Here is a 17,817-nt window from a genome sequence, read left to right on the forward strand (position 1 = left end):
ATTTATAAAACAAAACCTGAATGACGTGGTTTAAGCCAATATTTTTTTCAATTTATCAACTCAAAGTATTTATATACACGCTGTTTAAAAAATGCCTTAAAAGTTTTGACTGCTTTAACGAAAGTATATTGTTCTTCATACCATGTTCAGTCATAATTTGAGTAAGCAACATTCAACGTTACCACTAGATTACGTTGACTTTACCGCTTAAATTCAAAATACAGTAACCATCCTTTTTAAAACTGTACGGATGGTCAAATAGGATATTTTTTCAAAATGACTCAGCAAGCTCAGAATATTCAAGGCTCAATTGTCGCACTAGTCACCCCTATGTTTGAAGATGGCAGCGTAGATTGGAAGAGCCTTGAAAAGCTCGTTGAGTGGCACGTTGAACAAGGTACTAATGCAATTGTTGCAGTCGGCACAACAGGTGAGCCTTCTACCCTGAGTATGTCTGAACACACACAAGTGATTAAAGAAATCATTCGTGTGGTGAACAAACGTATTCCTGTGATTGCTGGTACTGGTGCAAACTCAACCCATGAAGCGATCGAACTCACCCAAGAAGCTCAAACCCTTGGTGCAGATGCTGCGCTTTTAGTCACACCTTATTATAACAAGCCGACTCAAGAAGGTTTATACCAGCATTTTAAAGCCATCGCTGAAACTGTTGATTTACCGATTATTGTGTATAACGTCCCTGGACGTACAGGCGTTGACATGCTCAATGAAACCGTGCTTCGCCTTGCCGATATTCCTAATATCATTGCAGTAAAAGATGCGACTGGTAACACTGCACGAGGCAAGGAATTGATCGATGCATTGAAGGGTCGAATGTCAGTTTTTTCTGGTGATGATGCCACTGCTGCTGAACTGATTCGTCTTGGCGCGCAAGGTAATATTTCTGTGACTGCCAATGTTGTTCCAAAATTGATGAGCGAATTATGTGCTGCGGCATTACAAGGCAACCAAGAAATTGCTGAACAAATTAATAATAAGATTGCAAATTTAAACAATATTTTGTTTTGCGAATCGAACCCAATTCCTGTGAAATGGGCATTGCATGAAATGGGGAAAATTGGTTCAGGCATTCGTCTGCCACTAACACCACTTGCAGAGCAATATCGCACACCATTGCGTGACGCGCTAAAAGACGTAGGTATTATTTAAAGAGCACAACATTATGCAGTTACGTTTAGGTTTAACCCTTGCACTTTCAGTTTTAAGTTTGGCTGGTTGTAGCACCTTGAGTAATAAGCTCAGTATTAACAACGGTTCTTTAAACTACAAAAAGTCGACCGCCGACATTGAGCCATTAAAATATCCTGAAGGTTCAACAGCTCGACCTGCAACGCCACTGTATCCTGCACCGATTATTGACCCACTTGCATTGCAACACGCACCTGATTTTGAAAACCAAAAAGGTAATCGTTTTGCAATGCCTCGTCCAGGTGAAGTCGTTCCAAACCGCACTTTGGCTGAAGCCAATAATAATTATCCGAAACCTGTGGTTTTAGTTGACGGAAACCAAAATCCGTTACTGAAAGTTACTGGTAAATCTGATACAATTTGGCAGTACACGCTTGCAACACTAAGCAGTCTAAATTACAGCGTGATTAGCCAAAGTCAAACACGGTATGAAGCGACAATTAAAGTCGATGATCACACCTATGTCTTAAAGCTCTCCGCTGTTGGTAAAACCAATACCCTCGTTTTATTTAATCCTGATAACAGTTTTGCTGATCAGGCTAAAGCGAAAGCATTGTTAGACCAGATTTCTCAAAATTGGCCAGCCTAGTACCCTAGGTATATTTTTGAAAACAGGTTCATCCCATGTTAAAACAAACCTTGCTCTATACAGGTAAAGCAAAATCTGTTTATGAAACAGATAGTCCAGACCACTTGATTTTAGTCTTTCGTGACGATGCTTCGGCGTTCAACGGCGAAAAAATCGCACAACTAGATCGTAAAGGCAAGGTGAACAACCGTTTTAACGCCTTTATTATGGAAAAACTGGCTGCTGCTGGTATTGAAACCCATTTTGAGAAATTGCTTACACCAACAGAAGTGTTAGTGAAAAAGCTAAAAATGATTCCTGTAGAGTGTGTCATTCGTAACTATGCAGCAGGTTCTTTATGCCGTCGTTTGGGTATTGAAGAAGGTAAAGAATTGAACCCGCCTACGTTTGAATTGTTCTTCAAAGATGACGCTCTTGGCGATCCAATGGTGAACGAATCTCAAGCGATTGCTTTAGGTTGGGCAACTGCTGAACAGCTTGAAAACATGAAAGAACTCACTTACAAAGTGAATGATGTTCTGAAAGATTTGTTCGACAAAGGCAATATGCTACTAGTTGACTTCAAACTTGAGTTTGGCGTATTCCATGACCGTATCGTATTGGGTGATGAATTCTCTCCAGACGGTTGCCGTTTGTGGGACAAAGAAACCAAGAAAAAACTCGACAAAGACCGTTTCCGTCAAGGTTTAGGTGGTGTTGTTGAAGCTTATGAAGAAGTTGCAGCACGCTTAGGCATTAACTTAGAAGATATCTAAGTTTAAACTGCTAAAAAACCGAGTCTTATGACTCGGTTTTTTATTATTCAAGATAAGTATAATTTTTAATTTTCATCGCCCTATAACGTTTACATCACAATATTTTTTAAATCATTCATCTATAAAACAATGAAAAATTATTTTTTAAAATCCATCTGCCTAGGTCTCATCCCTTTCATTTGCCTGACAGGCTGTCAAACCGTTTCCAAAGCCACACACAAAGTCGGGAGCATGGTTGGACTCAGTAAAGATGAAGGTCCTCAAGCCAACCAAAAAGGCATAGTCGATATCAGTGACATTCATATCAACCCGTTAGAGCAATTGACTGAAAATTTACCCGCCGAGCAATGGTCTTATATTGAAAATAAAAAACAGGGCATTTATAGCCTAAAAAATAAGTCCAAAACAGGAGATATACTGTCACTCAAACTGAACTGCAATGTCGCAAGTCAAAAGCCGACCTTCTCGATTGAAAACACTGACGGGCAAGTGCTACTCAAAGCCTATGATCAACAGGCAGGACAAATCCAGTTTCTGCTCGACAATAAAAACTATGGCAATATTTTTGAATTAGGTCAGGCAAAACAACTGGCTGCGTTTAAAAACCAAGTCACACATGCCAAAGTCATTAAAATTTATAATCGGGGCAAACTTTACAGTTTTAGCAACAACAAAGCCGAACTACTCAGTAAGTCCGTTTCCTGTAAAGCCAGCTAATTTAAAAATAATCTGTATCTACTGTCACGCAACTTGGCAGTAGATACAATCGACTTCTATCACAAGTCCCTTGTATGCTCTCTATCTGAGAATAATGAAAGAAGCCTCATCAATTCTATTTTTATTGCTGTTGTTGTTCCTGCTGCCAGCGGCGCTGTTGCAACCGCTCACCTTCGACTTCACGTTTATTACGCGCCGATTCGTATAGTTTTGTTCCTTTTAACTCAGGTGGCAAATATTCTTGCAATACAAAATTTTCAGTATAATCATGTGGATAAAGATAATCAACACCATAACCTTGCTGTTTCATCAGCTTGGTTGGCGCATTGCGTAAATGCAAAGGTACAGATAAATTTGCGGTTTTATCTGCCAGATCCATTGCACGGTTAATGGCTAAATAAGTGCTGTTACTTTTGGCACTGGTCGCCAAGTACACAGCACATTGTCCCAAAATAATGCGGGCTTCAGGCATACCGATCACCTGTACTGAGCGAAAACATTCCCCTGCCAGTAACAGCGCATTTGGATTTGAGTTACCAATATCTTCCGAAGCAGCAATTAGCATGCGCCGCGCAATAAACAGTGGATCTTCACCACCTTTGAGCATACGTGCCATCCAGTACAAAGCTGCGTCTGGGTCACTGCCCCGAATTGATTTAATAAATGCCGACACCAAATCATAATGCTGCTCGCCTGACTTGTCATAACGCACGATATTTTGCTGGGCAACCCGTACCACCAAGGCATTATCCACATGATTGTCTTGCTCTGGTTCAAAGGTACTGGCAATTAAATCCAGTAAGTTAAGCGCCTTACGTGCATCTCCAGCAGCAAACTGAATCAAGGCGTCGAACTCGTCAATATAAATCTGACGTTCTTGTAAAAAGCGATCTTGTTGTAAGGCTTTGCTTAATAAACTCTCAATGGCCTCATTGGACAGCGCATTTAAGCTATAGACCTGACAACGCGACAGCAAAGCACTATTGACTTCAAATGACGGGTTTTCTGTGGTCGCCCCAATTAAGGTAATTTTTCCTTTTTCCACCGCACCGAGTAAGGCATCTTGCTGAGATTTATTAAAACGATGAATTTCATCAATAAATACTACAGGTGTGAGTAAATCACCACTTTCTGCAATCACCTCTCGCAGTTCTTTTACCCCTGTATTCAAGGCGGATAAACTGACAAAAGGGCGGTCCACTGCCTGAGCCAACAGTAAGGCAATCGTGGTTTTACCAACGCCAGGAGGCCCCCAAAAAATAATTGAAGGCAAATGCCCTTGATCAATCATTTGCCGTAATGGCGCACCTTCACCCAATAAATGCTCTTGCCCAATAATTTCAGACAGATCACGTGGACGTAGGCGTTCGGGTAATGGAATTTGGCTCTCTGACATATGGTTTTAGTTCATTGGTTGGCTTTGCTATAGTCTACAAGATTGAAATACCCATTCAATAGCGTTGTTCTGTGATTACATCTGCTGAATCAATTCATATAAATCCGCTTGTGCATCTTCATCGCCCTGCTCTGCGGCTTTACCGAGCCATTTCATGGCTTGTTTTTTATCCATCACCACACCTTTACCATCGCGATATAAACAGCCCAGATTGTACTGTGCGGTAGGGTTGTCCAGTTTTGCCGATTTCAAATAATAATCAAAAGCTTTTTTAAAGTTTTGCGCGACGCCACGCCCATTAAAATACATCACGCCAATATTGTTTAGAGCTTGGGCATGATTGAGCTGAGCTGCTTGACTGTACCATGCAAAGGCTTTGGTATAGTTTGCGGGATGTCGCTCATATTCATAAGTATAACCGAGGTTATACATGGCATCGGCTGAGCCATGTGCAGCCGCTTTGCTATAATAGGCAAAGGCTTTTTGTGGGTCTTGTTCCAGACCTTCACCTTGGTCATACATCACACCTAAGCTATATTCAGCATCCGCATTGCCTTGCTGGGCAGCTTTTTCATACCAAAAACGTGCCTGATCAAAATCCTGTGCAGTGTCATCGCTGCCATAATAGTACGTGTCACCGATTTTATATTGTGCTTCGGCATTACCTTTTTGAGCGATTGCCAGAACCTGTATATCACTCATGTCATCAAAATGATTGGCGGCAAATGTAGCTGTGGTAATCACACTCGCCAACAAACAAACTACCAGTAAGTTACTAATTTTTTTCATGAATCATCCAATTCTAAAATAATACTATGCTTTGTTTTTAAGTTGTTTTAAGTCAGTTTTTTATTCGGCAATCAAAAAACCTGCATCGTTTAAGTTTACTGCAATTTCAACAAAGCTGCATTTTCACCATCTTCAAGTACCCATAAATCTCCCTGCGGCGTTTGTAATAAACCTCGTATGCGCTGCCCCATCTCAATTCGTTCTAGTTCTTTAATCGGCTGATGCTGAATATCCACCACAATAATCGACTCGGATGACAAACCACCAATCAGTGCCTTGCCTGTCCATTGGGGAACACGTTTACCCTGATAAATAATCAGGCTTGAAGGAGAAATTGCAGGTGTCCAGCTCAGAACAGGTGCTTGAAATCCTGGTCGGGTATCGTGGTGTGGAATCTTTAGACCTGAATCTGAATAACGATCATCATTGGACACCAAAGGATAACCATAATTGCGCCCTCTATAAATCTGATTCAATTCATCACCACCGTCAAGGCCCTTTTCCACTTCCCAAAGCTGCCCTTTGGTATCAAAAGCAATGCCTAAAGGGTTCCGATGTCCCCATGACCAAAGCTGAGCAGCAACGCCACCTTGAGCATAGAGTGGATTATCCATCGGTGTCGTGCCATCGGCATTGAGCCGTATCATTTTGCCCAAATGGCTATGCAAGTTTTGTGCTGGATTAACCTGCTGGCGTTCCCCTGAGCTGATCCAGAGTTTGCCATCACGGTCAAATAACAAGCGATAGGCAAAATGCTTATCGCCTTTTACTTTAGGCTGTTGTGTCCAGATTCTTTGACGGTTGAGCAGTCTTGGCTGTCCAGCATGTGTGAGATCCAGCTTGGCACGGTCAACGGCTGCACCTGTCGTGTTCTGCCCAGAGGCTTCTACATAGCTAAAATACACCCAGTGATTTTGATTAAAATCAGGATGCAAGACGATATCACCAAGACCACCCTGCCCCGCATACACCACTGGTGGCACACCTGCCACAGACCATGCCTGACGACTCACAGGATCGAACAACTTCATCGTTCCAGCCTGCTCAGTAATCAGCAACCGCCCATCAGGTAATGCGACAAGTGCCCATGGCAAATTAAAACTTCCTACTTTTTGAAAGTGCAACAGTGTAAATTTTGAGCTTCGCTGGTTCATAAACTGATCAAAAGATTGCTCGATCTGTTTAAAAAAATCTGAATAACTACAGGCAGTTAAACCTGAAACTGACATTAATATCAAAAGAAGATGCTGAAATCTTCGCATACATACATCCATCCGTAACATTCATGCATCCTGAAAGACAGGAGTTTATAGTTTTTTACCTTTTATTCAGCATCCAGCTGATGTAAAGTTTTTACAATATTACAATCCTGAATACAGGCTTGAGAATTACAACTCTGGCGTAACTGCTGTAATTGCTGGCTAAATTTTTGCAATTGCTGAATTTTACTCTGAATATGCCCCAAATGGGTTTCAACGAGAGTGTCAACTACAGCACAGTTGTCTTGTGGATGCAGCATCAGCGTATTCATTTCTTGAATTTCATTTAGTGACATTCCCAATTCGCGGCAATGCCGAATAAAAATTAACTGTTGCAATGCCTGATCATCATAATAGCGATAATTATTATTCGCACGCTTTGGCGGCGTGATGAGCTGTTTTTTCTCATAAAAACGGATGGTATCCGCAGAAATTCTGGATTTTTTAGCCAGTTCACCAATCGAAAAAAACATATGCACCTCACTTGACCTTAGAGTAACTCTAAGCTTTTAAATCCGTGTATGCAAATTAAAACAGGATTTTCAAATGGCAGGTTGTCAATGTGAACACCACACATCAAATCATAGCGTTTCAAAAAAATTTCGTAATGCGCTGTGGATTGCCTTATTTCTCAATTTAAGTTTGTTTATTATTGAAGTGATTGCGGGGGCACATGCAGGCTCGGCTGCGCTTTGGGCAGACTCTCTTGACTTTGCTGGCGATGCTTTCAACTATGCCATTTCGATTATGGCACTGGGGCTCAGTTTGTATTGGCGTGCCAGTATCGCCCTGATTAAAGGCTATACCATGCTGTGTTTTGCGATTTTGATCTTGGCCAAAGTGATTTGGGCATATTGGACAGGCGTGCAACCCGAAGCCATGACGATGGGGGTTATTGGTGTTATTGCCCTGATTGCCAATGTCATCAGTGCCCTTGTGCTCTATACCTTCCGTGATGGAGATGCCAACATGACCTCGGTCTGGTTATGCAGCCGCAATGACGCGATTGGCAATATTGCGGTGATTTTGGCAGCGGTTGGCGTCTTTGGCACACAAAGTGCCATTCCCGACCTGATTGTGGCTGCGGTTATGGCGAGCCTAGGCTTTAGCTCAGGTTATCACGTGGTTCAAAAATCACGCGCTGAGCGTCAAGCCAATAAAACAGGACATTTAGCGTAACGCACCAATATAATGATGTGGCACTTCTTCTTTTTGCGCTGGGCTTGGTAGATCATCAATAATAGGTGTCATTGTGCTCACTGGAGCAACAAACTTCACACTTGCAATATGGGTAGGTGCTGTACCATTTGACAGCACTGCGTCCAGACGAGCCCCTAAACGGTGCAACTCCGCATCACCTGTGGTTAAGGCAAGCTTGACCACTTCCTGAGCGTACTCCTGATTATGTTCCAGATAGACCACATCAATCACCCGCCCCGCCACACGTCTTAAACGAACATATAACTGTGTGGCGAGGTCAAAGATCTCTTTTTCAACTTTTTTATCTTTGCTCAACATCGTCTTCATACTTTTCTCCACAGTTGTGGTTCAAGTCCAGCTTGAACCAATTTTTTATACAACACATCAAGGTACATGCTCGCCGTGTTGTGCTAAATCCAAACCAATTTGTTCCTGTTCTGCATCGACTCGCAGACCAATCACTTTATTAATCACAAATAGAATCACTACCGAGACGATAGCGCTGTAAAGGAAGGTCGTCACTGCACCTATCACTTGTATCAATAGGCTCGCATCCAAACCCGAAATATGTTTTTGTGCAAACACACCTGTCAGGATTGCGCCAACAATGCCACCTACACCATGAATCCCGAAAACATCCAATGAATCATCAGCTTTGAGTAGAATTTTGAGCTGAGTTGCCCCCCAGTAACAGCACACGCCTGCAATCAAGCCAATCAGCAAACCGCCTGTCATATCAACAAAACCGGATGCGGGGGTAATCGCAACCAAACCTGCAACCGCACCCGAACATGCGCCAAGCAGCGTAACTTTACGGCGGCTGATATATTCCACCAGTAACCACGTCAATGCTGCCGCTGCCAGCTGGGTTACCAGCATTGCCATGCCCGCCCGTCCATCGGCTGCACCTGCTGAACCAGCGTTAAAACCAAACCAGCCCACCCACAGCAACGCTGCACCAATAAAGGTATAAATCAGGTTATTGGGGAAAAATGGTTCTTTGCCATAACCGTTGCGCTGACCGAGCATATAAGCACAAGCCAGACCTGCAGCACCTGCATTAATATGCACAACTGTACCGCCTGCAAAGTCCAGTGCGCCTTTGGCTGCCAACCAGCCCGTTGGTTCCCAAACCCAGTGGGCAACAGGGACATACACCAGTAAAATCCAGAAAAACATGAACCAGAACATGGCTGAAAAACGCATACGCTCAGCAAATGCACCAGTAATTAAAGCAGGCGTAATAATGGCAAAAGTCATCTGAAACATAATCCAGACGGTTTCAGGAATACTGGAAGCCATATGGCTCACGGAAATTTTGCCATCAATGGCATCGAACACCACACCTTGCAGCATGACACGGTCAAAACCACCAATAAATGCATTATTGGGTGTAAAAGCTAGGCTGTACCCGACTACAACCCACAGCACACTTGCCAAACATACAATCACTAAACTTTGTAAGGCGGTGGCAATTAAATTCTTTTTACGCACCATTCCTGAATAAAACAAAGCAATCCCTGGAATGGTCATCAGTAAAACCAGCGCGGTAGAGGTCAGCATCCACGCGGTGTTTCCGGTATTGATTTGCTCTAGATTGGTGATATAAGGTGCAGTTGCTGCACATGCCATACCCGAACTGGCAAAAAAACCAACTAAGATGAGTACAAGATTGTTGATATAGCTATTTTTATACATTCTCCCCCCATGACACGATTGCTTAAAATAATTGAAATTTCACCCATTTTTTATGTGTAAAAATGAAGCAAAATTTAAGCCAAAAATGAAAGGAGTTATGTTTTATTTTTATATTATTGTTTTTAAATAATTTTTATCTTACCCAACGCACGATATATTCATCAATATCATCCTCACTCACAGATTCTTCTGAAATACAGCGTCCTGCCACCGATTTTTTGGCTTTAATCACGCTTTGCCGTGAGCCTGTATTTAAATAATGCCATGAGGGTAAGTTTTTGCCTTCATAAATACGTCGGTAGGCACAGCTTGATGGCAACCACTGAATTTTTTGTAAGCTGTCTAAAGTTAATTGAATACAATCAGTAACATGCTGCTGACGCTGACTGTAATCTGAGCATTGCCCCGTTGCACAGTTGAGTAACTTACAGGCCACTTTTGTATAAGCCACTTCGCGTGTGTCTTCGTCTTCAAGTTTGAGTAAACAGCACAAGCCACAGCCATCGCACAAAGCTTCCCATTCTTCGCTTGAGAGTTGATCTAATGGATATTTTTTCCAGAATTGTGGACGCAGCGCCATGAATTTCTCAGTCTAAAAACAACAAGGTCGGCATTATAACATGCCCAACTCCAGCTTAATTTTTACAAACCGCACTTACATAGCATGATGAAAGAGCTGCATAAAGTGCACATTTTATGCACAAAGCAAAAACAGTCGTGCCAATTTACAGTGCTAAACTGAACCTCAAAATAAAAAATTCAGGAGAATCATCATGTTTCGTTGGGCGATTATTTTTGCAGTGATTGCACTAATTGCTAGCTTACTCGGATTCGGTGGTGTCGCTGGTCTATCACAACAATTTGCAGTGATCTTGCTGGTCGTTGCCTTGATTTTGGCCGTGATTGGTTTTTTTTCAAGAGGCCATTAACAGACTCTCAAACAAGAAGAGAAGCTTACGCTTCTCTTCTTTAGTATTTCCAGGTTTGCAACCGATTTAACCAAACGCTCAGTTGCTGGTAACCTGCTGGGAAAAAACGCTGTAGCAAATCTAAAACCTTGGCATCAGTACCAATCAGAACTCGCCGCTGGTTTCGGCGAATGGCTTTAAGAATTTTTTGGGCAGCCTTTTCAGGTGGAGTCCGCAGCAGCTTCTCAAAGTCCTGCTGTGTACCATCCGTTTCAATCCCCAAACTTTGTAAACTTTGATTAGAACGTGCCGATTTGGCAATATTGGTTCGCACGCCTCCAGGATGTACACATAAGGCACTCACCCCACAGCGCTGAATATCCAGTTCCTGACGCAATGACTCGGTAAAACCACGTACTGCAAACTTACTGGCATTGTATGCTGACTGGGTCGGCTGAGCGGCAATTCCAAAAATACTGGAAATATTGACAATATGACCATCTTGGGTTTGCTTAATATAAGGTAAGAACTCTTTGGTTCCATACACCACGCCCCAAAAGTTGATATTGGTAATCCAAGTCAGATCTTCATAACTTGCACCTTCAACTGTCGATGCCAGTGCCACCCCTGCATTATTAAAAATCAGGTTAACCTGACCATGTTCACGTACAGTTTGTTCCGCCCAATATTGCACCTGCTCACGCTCAGCAACATTAACCAAATGTGTTGAGATGCGTACGCTATAAGCCTGAAGTAAGCTTTGCGTTTGTGCTAAACCCTGCAAATCAATATCACTCAAGGATAAATGGCAGCCTTGCTGTGCTAAAAGCAACGCCAATTGTTGCCCTATACCTGAGCCTGCTCCTGAAATTGCTGCTACTTTTCCTTGAAAACTTTTCATTACCATCTCGATCTTGCATCTTGACCATTATATGCGTCATCATTCAGTCATATGACGATCAAGATTTTGTCACAAATATTTTTTAAAATTGCAGATACCTAAATCTACTGCAATGATACTGTCATAATTAGTCTTTGTAATACTGGACTATAAACAAATAAAGCAGTGATAGGATTTGACCTTGTGAAAGAGGATTATATTTTAATCGTCGATGACGAATTACCCATTCGCGAGATGATTCATACTTCGCTCGATATGGCAGGTTTCCAATGTTTGCAAGCCGAAGATGCCAAACAAGCCCACCAAATGATTGTTGATCAACGTCCTTCGCTTATTTTACTCGATTGGATGCTTCCTGGTGGAATTAGTGGCGTTGATTTGTGCCGCCGCCTAAAACGCGATGAGAACCTTTCGGAAATTCCTGTGATTATGCTCACTGCACGTGGCGAAGAAGATCATAAAGTTCAAGGTCTTGACGCAGGTGCCGATGACTATATGACCAAACCGTTCTCAACGCGCGAACTGGTATCACGGATTAAAGCCGTCTTACGTCGTTCCAATGCTTTGAGTGGAGAAAAATCCATTGATGCCAATGGTTTAATTCTTGATCCTGTGAGTCAGCGTGTCAGCTTTGCCGACAATATTTTAGATATGGGCCCAACCGAATACCGTCTGTTGGCATTTTTCATGACCCACCCAGAACGTGCCTATACTCGCGCACAATTGCTTGATCAGGTTTGGGGTGGCAATGTTTATATTGAAGACCGAACAATTGACGTTCATATCCGCCGCCTACGCAAAGTACTTGAACCCTTCGGAGTGGATCGTTTCGTACAAACCGTACGAGGTACAGGCTACCGTTTTTCAACGCGTGCCGATGCTTTAAGTTAGTCAGATCATCTTTATGTATGAACCTTACCCAACCCCAGAAATTAGCCTTGAACATAAGCGTTATCGTTATAGCAGCTTGTGGGAGTATGCCAAACAAGATCTACGGATCTTGTTGTTTTTCATAACAATCGCTAGTTTAATTGGTTTGGGAATAGGTCATTTTTGGATTTGTATTGCAATTGCGTTTGCTGTGTTTATGGTCATGCAATTACGTGCACTGTATTTGGTCAACGACTGGATCGCCAATCGACCTTATGATGTACCGCCAAACCTGAACGGCATTTGGGGCGCATTGCTGTTCAATATTTATCGGTCACAACGTCAAGAACGTGTGGTTCAAGCCGAAATGGTCGGGTTGATTGACCGTGCCCAGTCTTCACTGGTCGCACTCGCTGAAGCGGTGATTCTGACCGATGAACTCCATCAAATTGAATGGTGGAACCCTGCGGCAGAAAGGTTGCTTGGCGTTCAGGAACTTGACCGCGGACGCAATATTTTGGGTATTTTGCGCCAGCCTGCTTTTGTTGAATATTTTAATAATATGGAACAACAGCCTGACGGCATTAAACTGAAATCTTCGATTCACGAAGATCGTTATGTGCAAATCAAACTCACCCGCTTTGGTCTAGAAAGCCGCCTTGTCGTGGCATATGATGTAACGCGAGTTCATAATCTCGAACAGATGCGTAAAGACTTTGTCGATAATATCTCGCATGAATTACGTACCCCTCTCACGGTGCTCAGCGGCTATCTGGAAACCTTTACTGATCAAGATGATTTCAATCCACGCTGGAAACGCCCTTTTGAACAAATGCAGTCACAAACTCGACGCATGAATGCTCTAGTTAATGACCTGCTACTATTATCGCGTTTGGAAAATGACAAACAACTGGCAAAAAACCAGATTGTCGATATGCCTAGCCTGATGAACCAGTTATTTGACGATGCCCAAGCCTATAATTCCGAATACGGACATATTTTAAATCTCGACATTGACAGTCACTGTGACTTGCTTGGCTCGGATATGGAGCTTGCCAGTGCTTTTGGCAATCTGATTACCAATGCCATTAAATACACACCCAAAGGCGGAGTGATTACCATTGGCTGGCATGATGATCAGGAACATGGTTACTTTACCGTGCAGGACAATGGTATTGGGATTGACCCAAAACATTTACCACGCCTGACCGAACGTTTTTACCGTGTAGATAGCGCACGTAGCCGCCAAACAGGGGGAACAGGTCTAGGGCTGGCGATTGTCAAACATGTACTCATGCAACATGGGGCACACTTAGAAGTTGAATCACAAATCAATCAAGGTTCATGCTTCAAAGCCGTTTTCCCCAAAGAGCGCCTCTGTCAAGCAGAAGCCTAAAGCCCTACACTTAGCGTATGAAAAAAATTTATATCATACTGGGCAGCCTATGCGCTGCGTTGATTGTCTTTCTGATCGTGAAAGCACAGCAACCCGATACCGATGAAATTGCTCGGTATCAAGCCATCTTGTGTTTTGTGATTCGGCAACCCGATGCACCACATAATGTTCAGCAGCTTCGTGAAAAAATGCGACAAGTCCAGCAAGGCAGTATTCCTGACTATGCATTCAAACAGCCTCATTTTCGCGAAACCTTAGCCAATCAGTGGATTGAAGCCTATTTCAGTTTATCAACTGCTCAGCAAGTGCAGGCACGGCTATCCTACGAACAGTGTACTGCGGTATTTAACAAACACCCTCAATCAAAAAATGCAACCTGAAGGTTGCATTTTTCATTGAATCGGTCTGTGAATTAAAGCACTTGCCCTAAACGCTCGCCCATGACCACAACAGATTCCGCTTTGAATTTTGCATCCCAAGCCATCGTGTTTGGTTCAAACAACACAATTGCCGTTGAACCCAAATAAAAACGCCCCAGCTCGTCGCCTTTTTGCAGTTCAAGCTGATGTTGCTGCAAGTCTAGACGACCATTTGGTTTGACTTTACCTGTGGCAACCGTTTCGATCCCCGCCACAATCATGGCGCCAACCAGCACGACTGCCATACGACCAATCTCGGTATCAAACAAACAAACCATACGCTCATTACGCGCAAACAGGTTCGGAACATTTTCTGCCGTGACTTGATTGACCGAAAATAATTCGCCTGGCACATATAGCGTTTCAGTCAATGTCCCTGAAAATGGCATATGTACCCGATGGTAGTCACGTGGTGACAGATAAACCGTTGCAAATTGTCCCTGTTTAAATGGCGCAGCCAGTTTAGGATCACCCACCAACTGTTCAACAGAAAAGCTCTGTCCTTTCGCCTGAAATACATCACCATCGGTAATTTGACCAATTTGTGAAATTGCACCATCGGCTGGGCTGACAATACTACGACTGTCAGCGTCAATCTGACGCACACCCTGCTTTAAAGCACGAGTAAAGAATTCATTAAACGACTTATATTGCAACGGATTATTTTGTTCGGCAACCGTCAAATCAATCTGATATTTGCTTTTAAATGCCTGAATAACAATATTTTTAACAATCGGGTTTTCACTGGCAGCAACTTTACCCACCACACGACTCAGCTGATGCTGCGGTACAATACGTTGGGCTTGTAAAAAAAGTTGTTTCTTCAGTTGTGATGTGAGGCTCAAAACGGCTTCTCTCCCGTAACAATTGGACTCTCGGGGCGATTTCCCCACTCACTCCATGCACCATCGTATGCGCGAATATTCCAATTGAGCAAACGACCTAAAATATAAGCCAGACCTGAACGATGATGCGACTGGCAGTACACTACCACAGGCTGCTTAAAGTCTATCCCCAATTGTTGCAAACTTTGTTGTATGTGTTCTAAAGGGCGTAATTTTAAATGATTTTCACGATTAAGGGCAGTACTCCATTCGTAATGAATCGCATGGGGAATATGCCCACCCCGTCGCGCTGCCAACCGTAGCCCTGTATATTCATCCTCAGTACGGCAATCCCAAAGTTGGATGGCATTCTTTTTAACCAATTCCAGCAATTCAGGATATTCAATCCGTACTTTAGCAGCTTGTTCAAGATTCACGGGAATCAGTTGATCGGTCACAGCCACATCTTGCACATCAACCGAAGTAGGTAAGCCTGCCCCCAGCCAAGCGTGAATACCGCCGTTGAGTAAGCTGGTTTGGGTAAAGCCCAAGCAATGCAGATTCCACAAGAAACGTCCTGCCCATGCCCCACCTTCATCATCATACGCCACCACATGATGTTGCGGTGAAAGCTGCAAGTATTCAACCAGTTGTTGTAAGCCCGCTACATCGGGCAGCATGCCTGATGCCAGCTCTTGCTGACGCACCAGCTGCTGGGGTTTAACATGCACTGCATGAGGAATATGCAACTGTTCGTACACCGACAGGCGGCTCAAATCGACAATCCTTAGATTTGGATTGCCTAAATGCGGCACAAGATCTTCGGCATCGATTAATAATGGAAAATTTAATTCAGAAGTGGCTGTCATTTTTTATTGGGCTCAAGACGTACTGAAACTCGATCATGCTTGATCATAACATAGGCTTTTCATGCCGATTTATGATTTTTTACGCAAGCATTGTGCCAAAGATTCACAAGGCACAAACTAAAAACCGACTCTTATGAGTCGGTTTCGATTCAATTTAAACAGCTTCAACCTGAAACACCTGCCGTAAATAGGCAAGGAAAGTATCATTATCAGTCATGGTTTTACCTGGGCTGTCCGAGATTTTTGCCACAGACTGTCCATTACATTCCACCAGTTTTAGCACAATATTGAGAGGTTTCAAGCCCATATCATTGGTCAGATTGGTACCGATTCCGAAACTGACTTTGAAACGGTCTTTAAAGTACTGATGCAAATTCCACGCACGCTCTAAATCCAAGCCATCACTAAAAGTTAACATTTTGGTTTTACTGTCAATTTTAAGCTTTTGGTAATGTGCGTAAGCTTTATCACCCCAGACATACGGGTCACCACTATCATGACGCAAACCATCAAACAGCTTGGCAAAGTACAGATCAAAATCACGCAGGAAAGCATCCATCCCGACCACATCGGTCAGGGCGATGCCTAAATCACCACGATATTCCTGTACCCATGCTTCAAGGGCAGCTTTCTGGAAATTGCGCAAACGCACATCTAGTGCCTGAAATGCCTGTAAAAATTCATGTGCCATGGTTCCGATTGGGGTAATACCCAAGTCCTTTGCCAACATGACATTACTGGTTCCGCGAAACACGTTCGGCGCAGTACGGTGAAATTCTTCCACAATATGCTTGTGCCACGTCAAACTATAACGACGACGCGTACCAAAATCAGACACCAAAAATGGATTTTCATCTGCCTGTTGCTGCTGTTCGTATTGTTTTAATAACTGCAGTTTGGCTTGTAAACGGCGTTCACCTTCAGCAAGGGCTTCTGCAGAATGGATACGACTGAAATATAGCTCATTGACAATCGACAGCACAAAAATTTCAAACATCAGGGCTTGTACCATCGGCCCTTCAATATGAATATCGAGACGCCCCTGATCATCAATGCTTGCATGAATAAAACGGCGTTTGAGCTGGAATAATTCTAAATAATCAACAAAGTCACTTTTGATAAAACGTAAATTGCGTAAATACTGCAATTCATCATCCTGAAAACGCAGCTCACACAAGTAATCCAGTTGCTGGTTCAGGTCATCCAGAATATCCGTCAATGGATACACAGTATCTTCAAGATTACGGCAGCGGAATTGGTACACACTATGAGTTTGTGGAAACTTGTGTAACACCACTTGCAGCATGGTAAATTTATATAAATCCGTATCAAGCAAGGATCGTATGATTGGTTCCATATCGGTTAGATCTTTTTTTAGCTCAAGGCATTAAACCATACTTTTATAGGCAACTCAGTGAGTGTTTTAGCAAATAATGATAAAAACCGCCCAAAATTAGTGGTTTTTTGCTGAATTTATAATCACTACATCTTTATGAAAAAGATTTTAAAGCCCATCTGAAATGTTTATAGTCTGTACTTTTATGAGTAAGTCTTAAATATGCGTGCACTATTACAACGCGTAAAATCTGCCAAAGTTGTTGTAGATGAACAAATTACGGGTGAAATTCAACACGGCCTTTTGGTTTTTTTGGGTCTGGCACAACAAGATGATCTTGCCATAGGCAAAAAACTGATCGACAAAATCCTGAAATACCGCATTTTTGATGATGAACAAGGCAAAATGGGCTGGAATGTCGCTCAAGCTCAAGGTGGAATTTTACTGGTTTCGCAATTTACCCTGATGGCACAAACCCAAAAAGGTTTACGTCCCGACTTTGCCCCTGCTATGCCACCTGCTGCGGCAAAAGCATTGTACGAGCAACTGGTCGACTACACCAAAACCCAATATCCACAAGTAGAAACGGGCATTTTTGCTGCCGATATGCAAGTCCATTTGGTCAATGATGGTCCTGTCACGTTTAACCTTGAAGTGGTTTAAATAAAAAAAGCTCTCAAAC

The 17,817-nt window shown here is 42.9% G+C and carries 21 protein-coding genes; 10 read left to right on the forward strand and 11 right to left on the reverse strand.

Features of this window, described 5'->3' with window-relative positions; all coding sequences use genetic code 11:
• Positions 1-276: 276 nt before the first annotated feature.
• The 4 genes from dapA (at position 277) to E0H77_RS05970 (ending at position 3,270) form a co-directional block, all read left to right on the forward strand.
• On the forward strand, positions 277-1,170 hold the full coding sequence (dapA, locus tag E0H77_RS05955; protein ID WP_131312512.1) for a 4-hydroxy-tetrahydrodipicolinate synthase: 894 nt from the start codon (positions 277-279) through the stop codon (positions 1,168-1,170).
• Between the two features lie 13 nt (positions 1,171-1,183).
• Complete coding sequence (locus tag E0H77_RS05960) at positions 1,184-1,798, forward strand: lipoprotein-34 precursor (NlpB) (RefSeq protein WP_131312513.1); 615 nt, start codon at positions 1,184-1,186, stop codon at positions 1,796-1,798.
• Between the two features lie 35 nt (positions 1,799-1,833).
• On the forward strand, positions 1,834-2,553 hold the full coding sequence (gene purC, locus E0H77_RS05965; RefSeq protein WP_131312514.1) for a phosphoribosylaminoimidazolesuccinocarboxamide synthase: 720 nt from the start codon (positions 1,834-1,836) through the stop codon (positions 2,551-2,553).
• Positions 2,554-2,784: 231 nt separating this feature from the next.
• Complete coding sequence (locus E0H77_RS05970) at positions 2,785-3,270, forward strand: hypothetical protein (RefSeq protein ID WP_131375798.1); 486 nt, start codon at positions 2,785-2,787, stop codon at positions 3,268-3,270.
• A 121-nt stretch (positions 3,271-3,391) separates the two neighbouring features.
• Here E0H77_RS05970 and E0H77_RS05975 read toward each other — a convergent pair whose 3' ends face one another.
• From E0H77_RS05975 to E0H77_RS05990, 4 genes are all read right to left on the reverse strand, one after another.
• Positions 3,392-4,666, reverse strand: a complete 1,275-nt coding sequence (locus E0H77_RS05975; protein WP_131375800.1) for a replication-associated recombination protein A — start codon at positions 4,664-4,666, stop codon at positions 3,392-3,394.
• A 75-nt stretch (positions 4,667-4,741) separates the two neighbouring features.
• Positions 4,742-5,455 carry a tetratricopeptide repeat protein gene (locus tag E0H77_RS05980; protein ID WP_131375802.1) on the reverse strand — a complete coding sequence of 238 codons (714 nt, stop codon included), beginning with the start codon at positions 5,453-5,455 and terminating at the stop codon, positions 4,742-4,744.
• 95 nt (positions 5,456-5,550) lie between these two features.
• Complete coding sequence (locus E0H77_RS05985; protein ID WP_131375804.1) at positions 5,551-6,717, reverse strand: PQQ-dependent sugar dehydrogenase; 1,167 nt, start codon at positions 6,715-6,717, stop codon at positions 5,551-5,553.
• A gap of 62 nt (positions 6,718-6,779) precedes the next feature.
• On the reverse strand, positions 6,780-7,187 hold the full coding sequence (locus E0H77_RS05990; protein WP_131312519.1) for a MerR family transcriptional regulator: 408 nt from the start codon (positions 7,185-7,187) through the stop codon (positions 6,780-6,782).
• Between the two features lie 73 nt (positions 7,188-7,260).
• Between E0H77_RS05990 and E0H77_RS05995 the strand changes: the two genes are divergently transcribed.
• Positions 7,261-7,893, forward strand: a complete 633-nt coding sequence (locus E0H77_RS05995) for a cation efflux transmembrane domain-containing protein (RefSeq protein ID WP_131375806.1) — start codon at positions 7,261-7,263, stop codon at positions 7,891-7,893.
• On the opposite strand, the gene E0H77_RS06000 is transcribed toward E0H77_RS05995, so the two are convergent.
• The 3 genes from E0H77_RS06000 to E0H77_RS06010 all read right to left on the reverse strand — a co-directional run bounded on the left by E0H77_RS06000 (position 7,885) and on the right by E0H77_RS06010 (position 10,192).
• Entirely contained in the window at positions 7,885-8,241 is a 357-nt protein-coding gene (locus E0H77_RS06000; protein WP_131375808.1) for a glycosyltransferase family protein, read from the reverse strand. The two genes, E0H77_RS05995 and E0H77_RS06000, sit on opposite strands and share 9 nt — an antisense overlap.
• Positions 8,242-8,298: 57 nt before the next feature.
• Positions 8,299-9,546 (reverse strand): ammonium transporter, encoded by a 1,248-nt coding sequence (locus E0H77_RS06005; RefSeq protein WP_323052936.1) that lies wholly within the window; start codon positions 9,544-9,546, stop codon positions 8,299-8,301.
• Positions 9,547-9,745: 199 nt separating this feature from the next.
• Positions 9,746-10,192 carry a YcgN family cysteine cluster protein gene (locus tag E0H77_RS06010; RefSeq protein ID WP_131375812.1) on the reverse strand — a complete coding sequence of 149 codons (447 nt, stop codon included), beginning with the start codon at positions 10,190-10,192 and terminating at the stop codon, positions 9,746-9,748.
• Positions 10,193-10,385: 193 nt separating this feature from the next.
• Here E0H77_RS06010 and E0H77_RS06015 point away from each other — a divergent pair, with 193 nt between their 5' ends.
• Positions 10,386-10,541: a DUF1328 domain-containing protein gene (locus E0H77_RS06015; RefSeq protein WP_004902798.1), complete on the forward strand. Its 156-nt coding sequence runs from the start codon at positions 10,386-10,388 to the stop codon at positions 10,539-10,541.
• 40 nt (positions 10,542-10,581) lie between these two features.
• Here the strand turns inward: E0H77_RS06015 and E0H77_RS06020 are convergent, their stop codons facing one another.
• Positions 10,582-11,421: an SDR family NAD(P)-dependent oxidoreductase gene (locus tag E0H77_RS06020; protein ID WP_131375814.1), complete on the reverse strand. Its 840-nt coding sequence runs from the start codon at positions 11,419-11,421 to the stop codon at positions 10,582-10,584.
• 183 nt (positions 11,422-11,604) lie between these two features.
• Between E0H77_RS06020 and phoB the strand changes: the two genes are divergently transcribed.
• The 3 genes from phoB to E0H77_RS06035 are packed head-to-tail and all read left to right on the forward strand — an operon-like array spanning position 11,605 to position 14,067.
• Positions 11,605-12,312 (forward strand): phosphate regulon transcriptional regulator PhoB, encoded by a 708-nt coding sequence (gene phoB / locus E0H77_RS06025; protein WP_004750165.1) that lies wholly within the window; start codon positions 11,605-11,607, stop codon positions 12,310-12,312.
• 13 nt (positions 12,313-12,325) lie between these two features.
• Positions 12,326-13,687, forward strand: coding sequence for a phosphate regulon sensor histidine kinase PhoR (phoR, locus tag E0H77_RS06030; RefSeq protein ID WP_131375816.1), 1,362 nt, complete (start codon positions 12,326-12,328; stop codon positions 13,685-13,687).
• 17 nt (positions 13,688-13,704) lie between these two features.
• Positions 13,705-14,067 carry a hypothetical protein gene (locus E0H77_RS06035; RefSeq protein ID WP_131375818.1) on the forward strand — a complete coding sequence of 121 codons (363 nt, stop codon included), beginning with the start codon at positions 13,705-13,707 and terminating at the stop codon, positions 14,065-14,067.
• A gap of 32 nt (positions 14,068-14,099) precedes the next feature.
• Here E0H77_RS06035 and asd read toward each other — a convergent pair whose 3' ends face one another.
• From asd to pncB, 3 genes are all read right to left on the reverse strand, one after another.
• Positions 14,100-14,951, reverse strand: a complete 852-nt coding sequence (gene asd, locus E0H77_RS06040; RefSeq protein WP_131375820.1) for an archaetidylserine decarboxylase — start codon at positions 14,949-14,951, stop codon at positions 14,100-14,102.
• Positions 14,948-15,799, reverse strand: coding sequence for a sulfurtransferase (locus E0H77_RS06045; RefSeq protein ID WP_131375822.1), 852 nt, complete (start codon positions 15,797-15,799; stop codon positions 14,948-14,950). Before E0H77_RS06045 ends, asd begins: the two co-directional genes overlap by 4 nt.
• Before the next feature lie 154 nt (positions 15,800-15,953).
• Entirely contained in the window at positions 15,954-17,156 is a 1,203-nt protein-coding gene (pncB, locus tag E0H77_RS06050; RefSeq protein ID WP_131375824.1) for a nicotinate phosphoribosyltransferase, read from the reverse strand.
• A 201-nt stretch (positions 17,157-17,357) separates the two neighbouring features.
• Between pncB and dtd the strand changes: the two genes are divergently transcribed.
• The gene (gene dtd, locus E0H77_RS06055) at positions 17,358-17,798 is read left to right on the forward strand and encodes a D-aminoacyl-tRNA deacylase (protein WP_131312531.1); all 441 of its coding nucleotides are present in this window, start codon (positions 17,358-17,360) and stop codon (positions 17,796-17,798) included.
• Positions 17,799-17,817: the final 19 nt, after the last annotated feature.

This window comes from Acinetobacter brisouioides (genome assembly GCF_004331075.1).
Taxonomy (GTDB): Bacteria; Pseudomonadota; Gammaproteobacteria; order Pseudomonadales; family Moraxellaceae; genus Acinetobacter.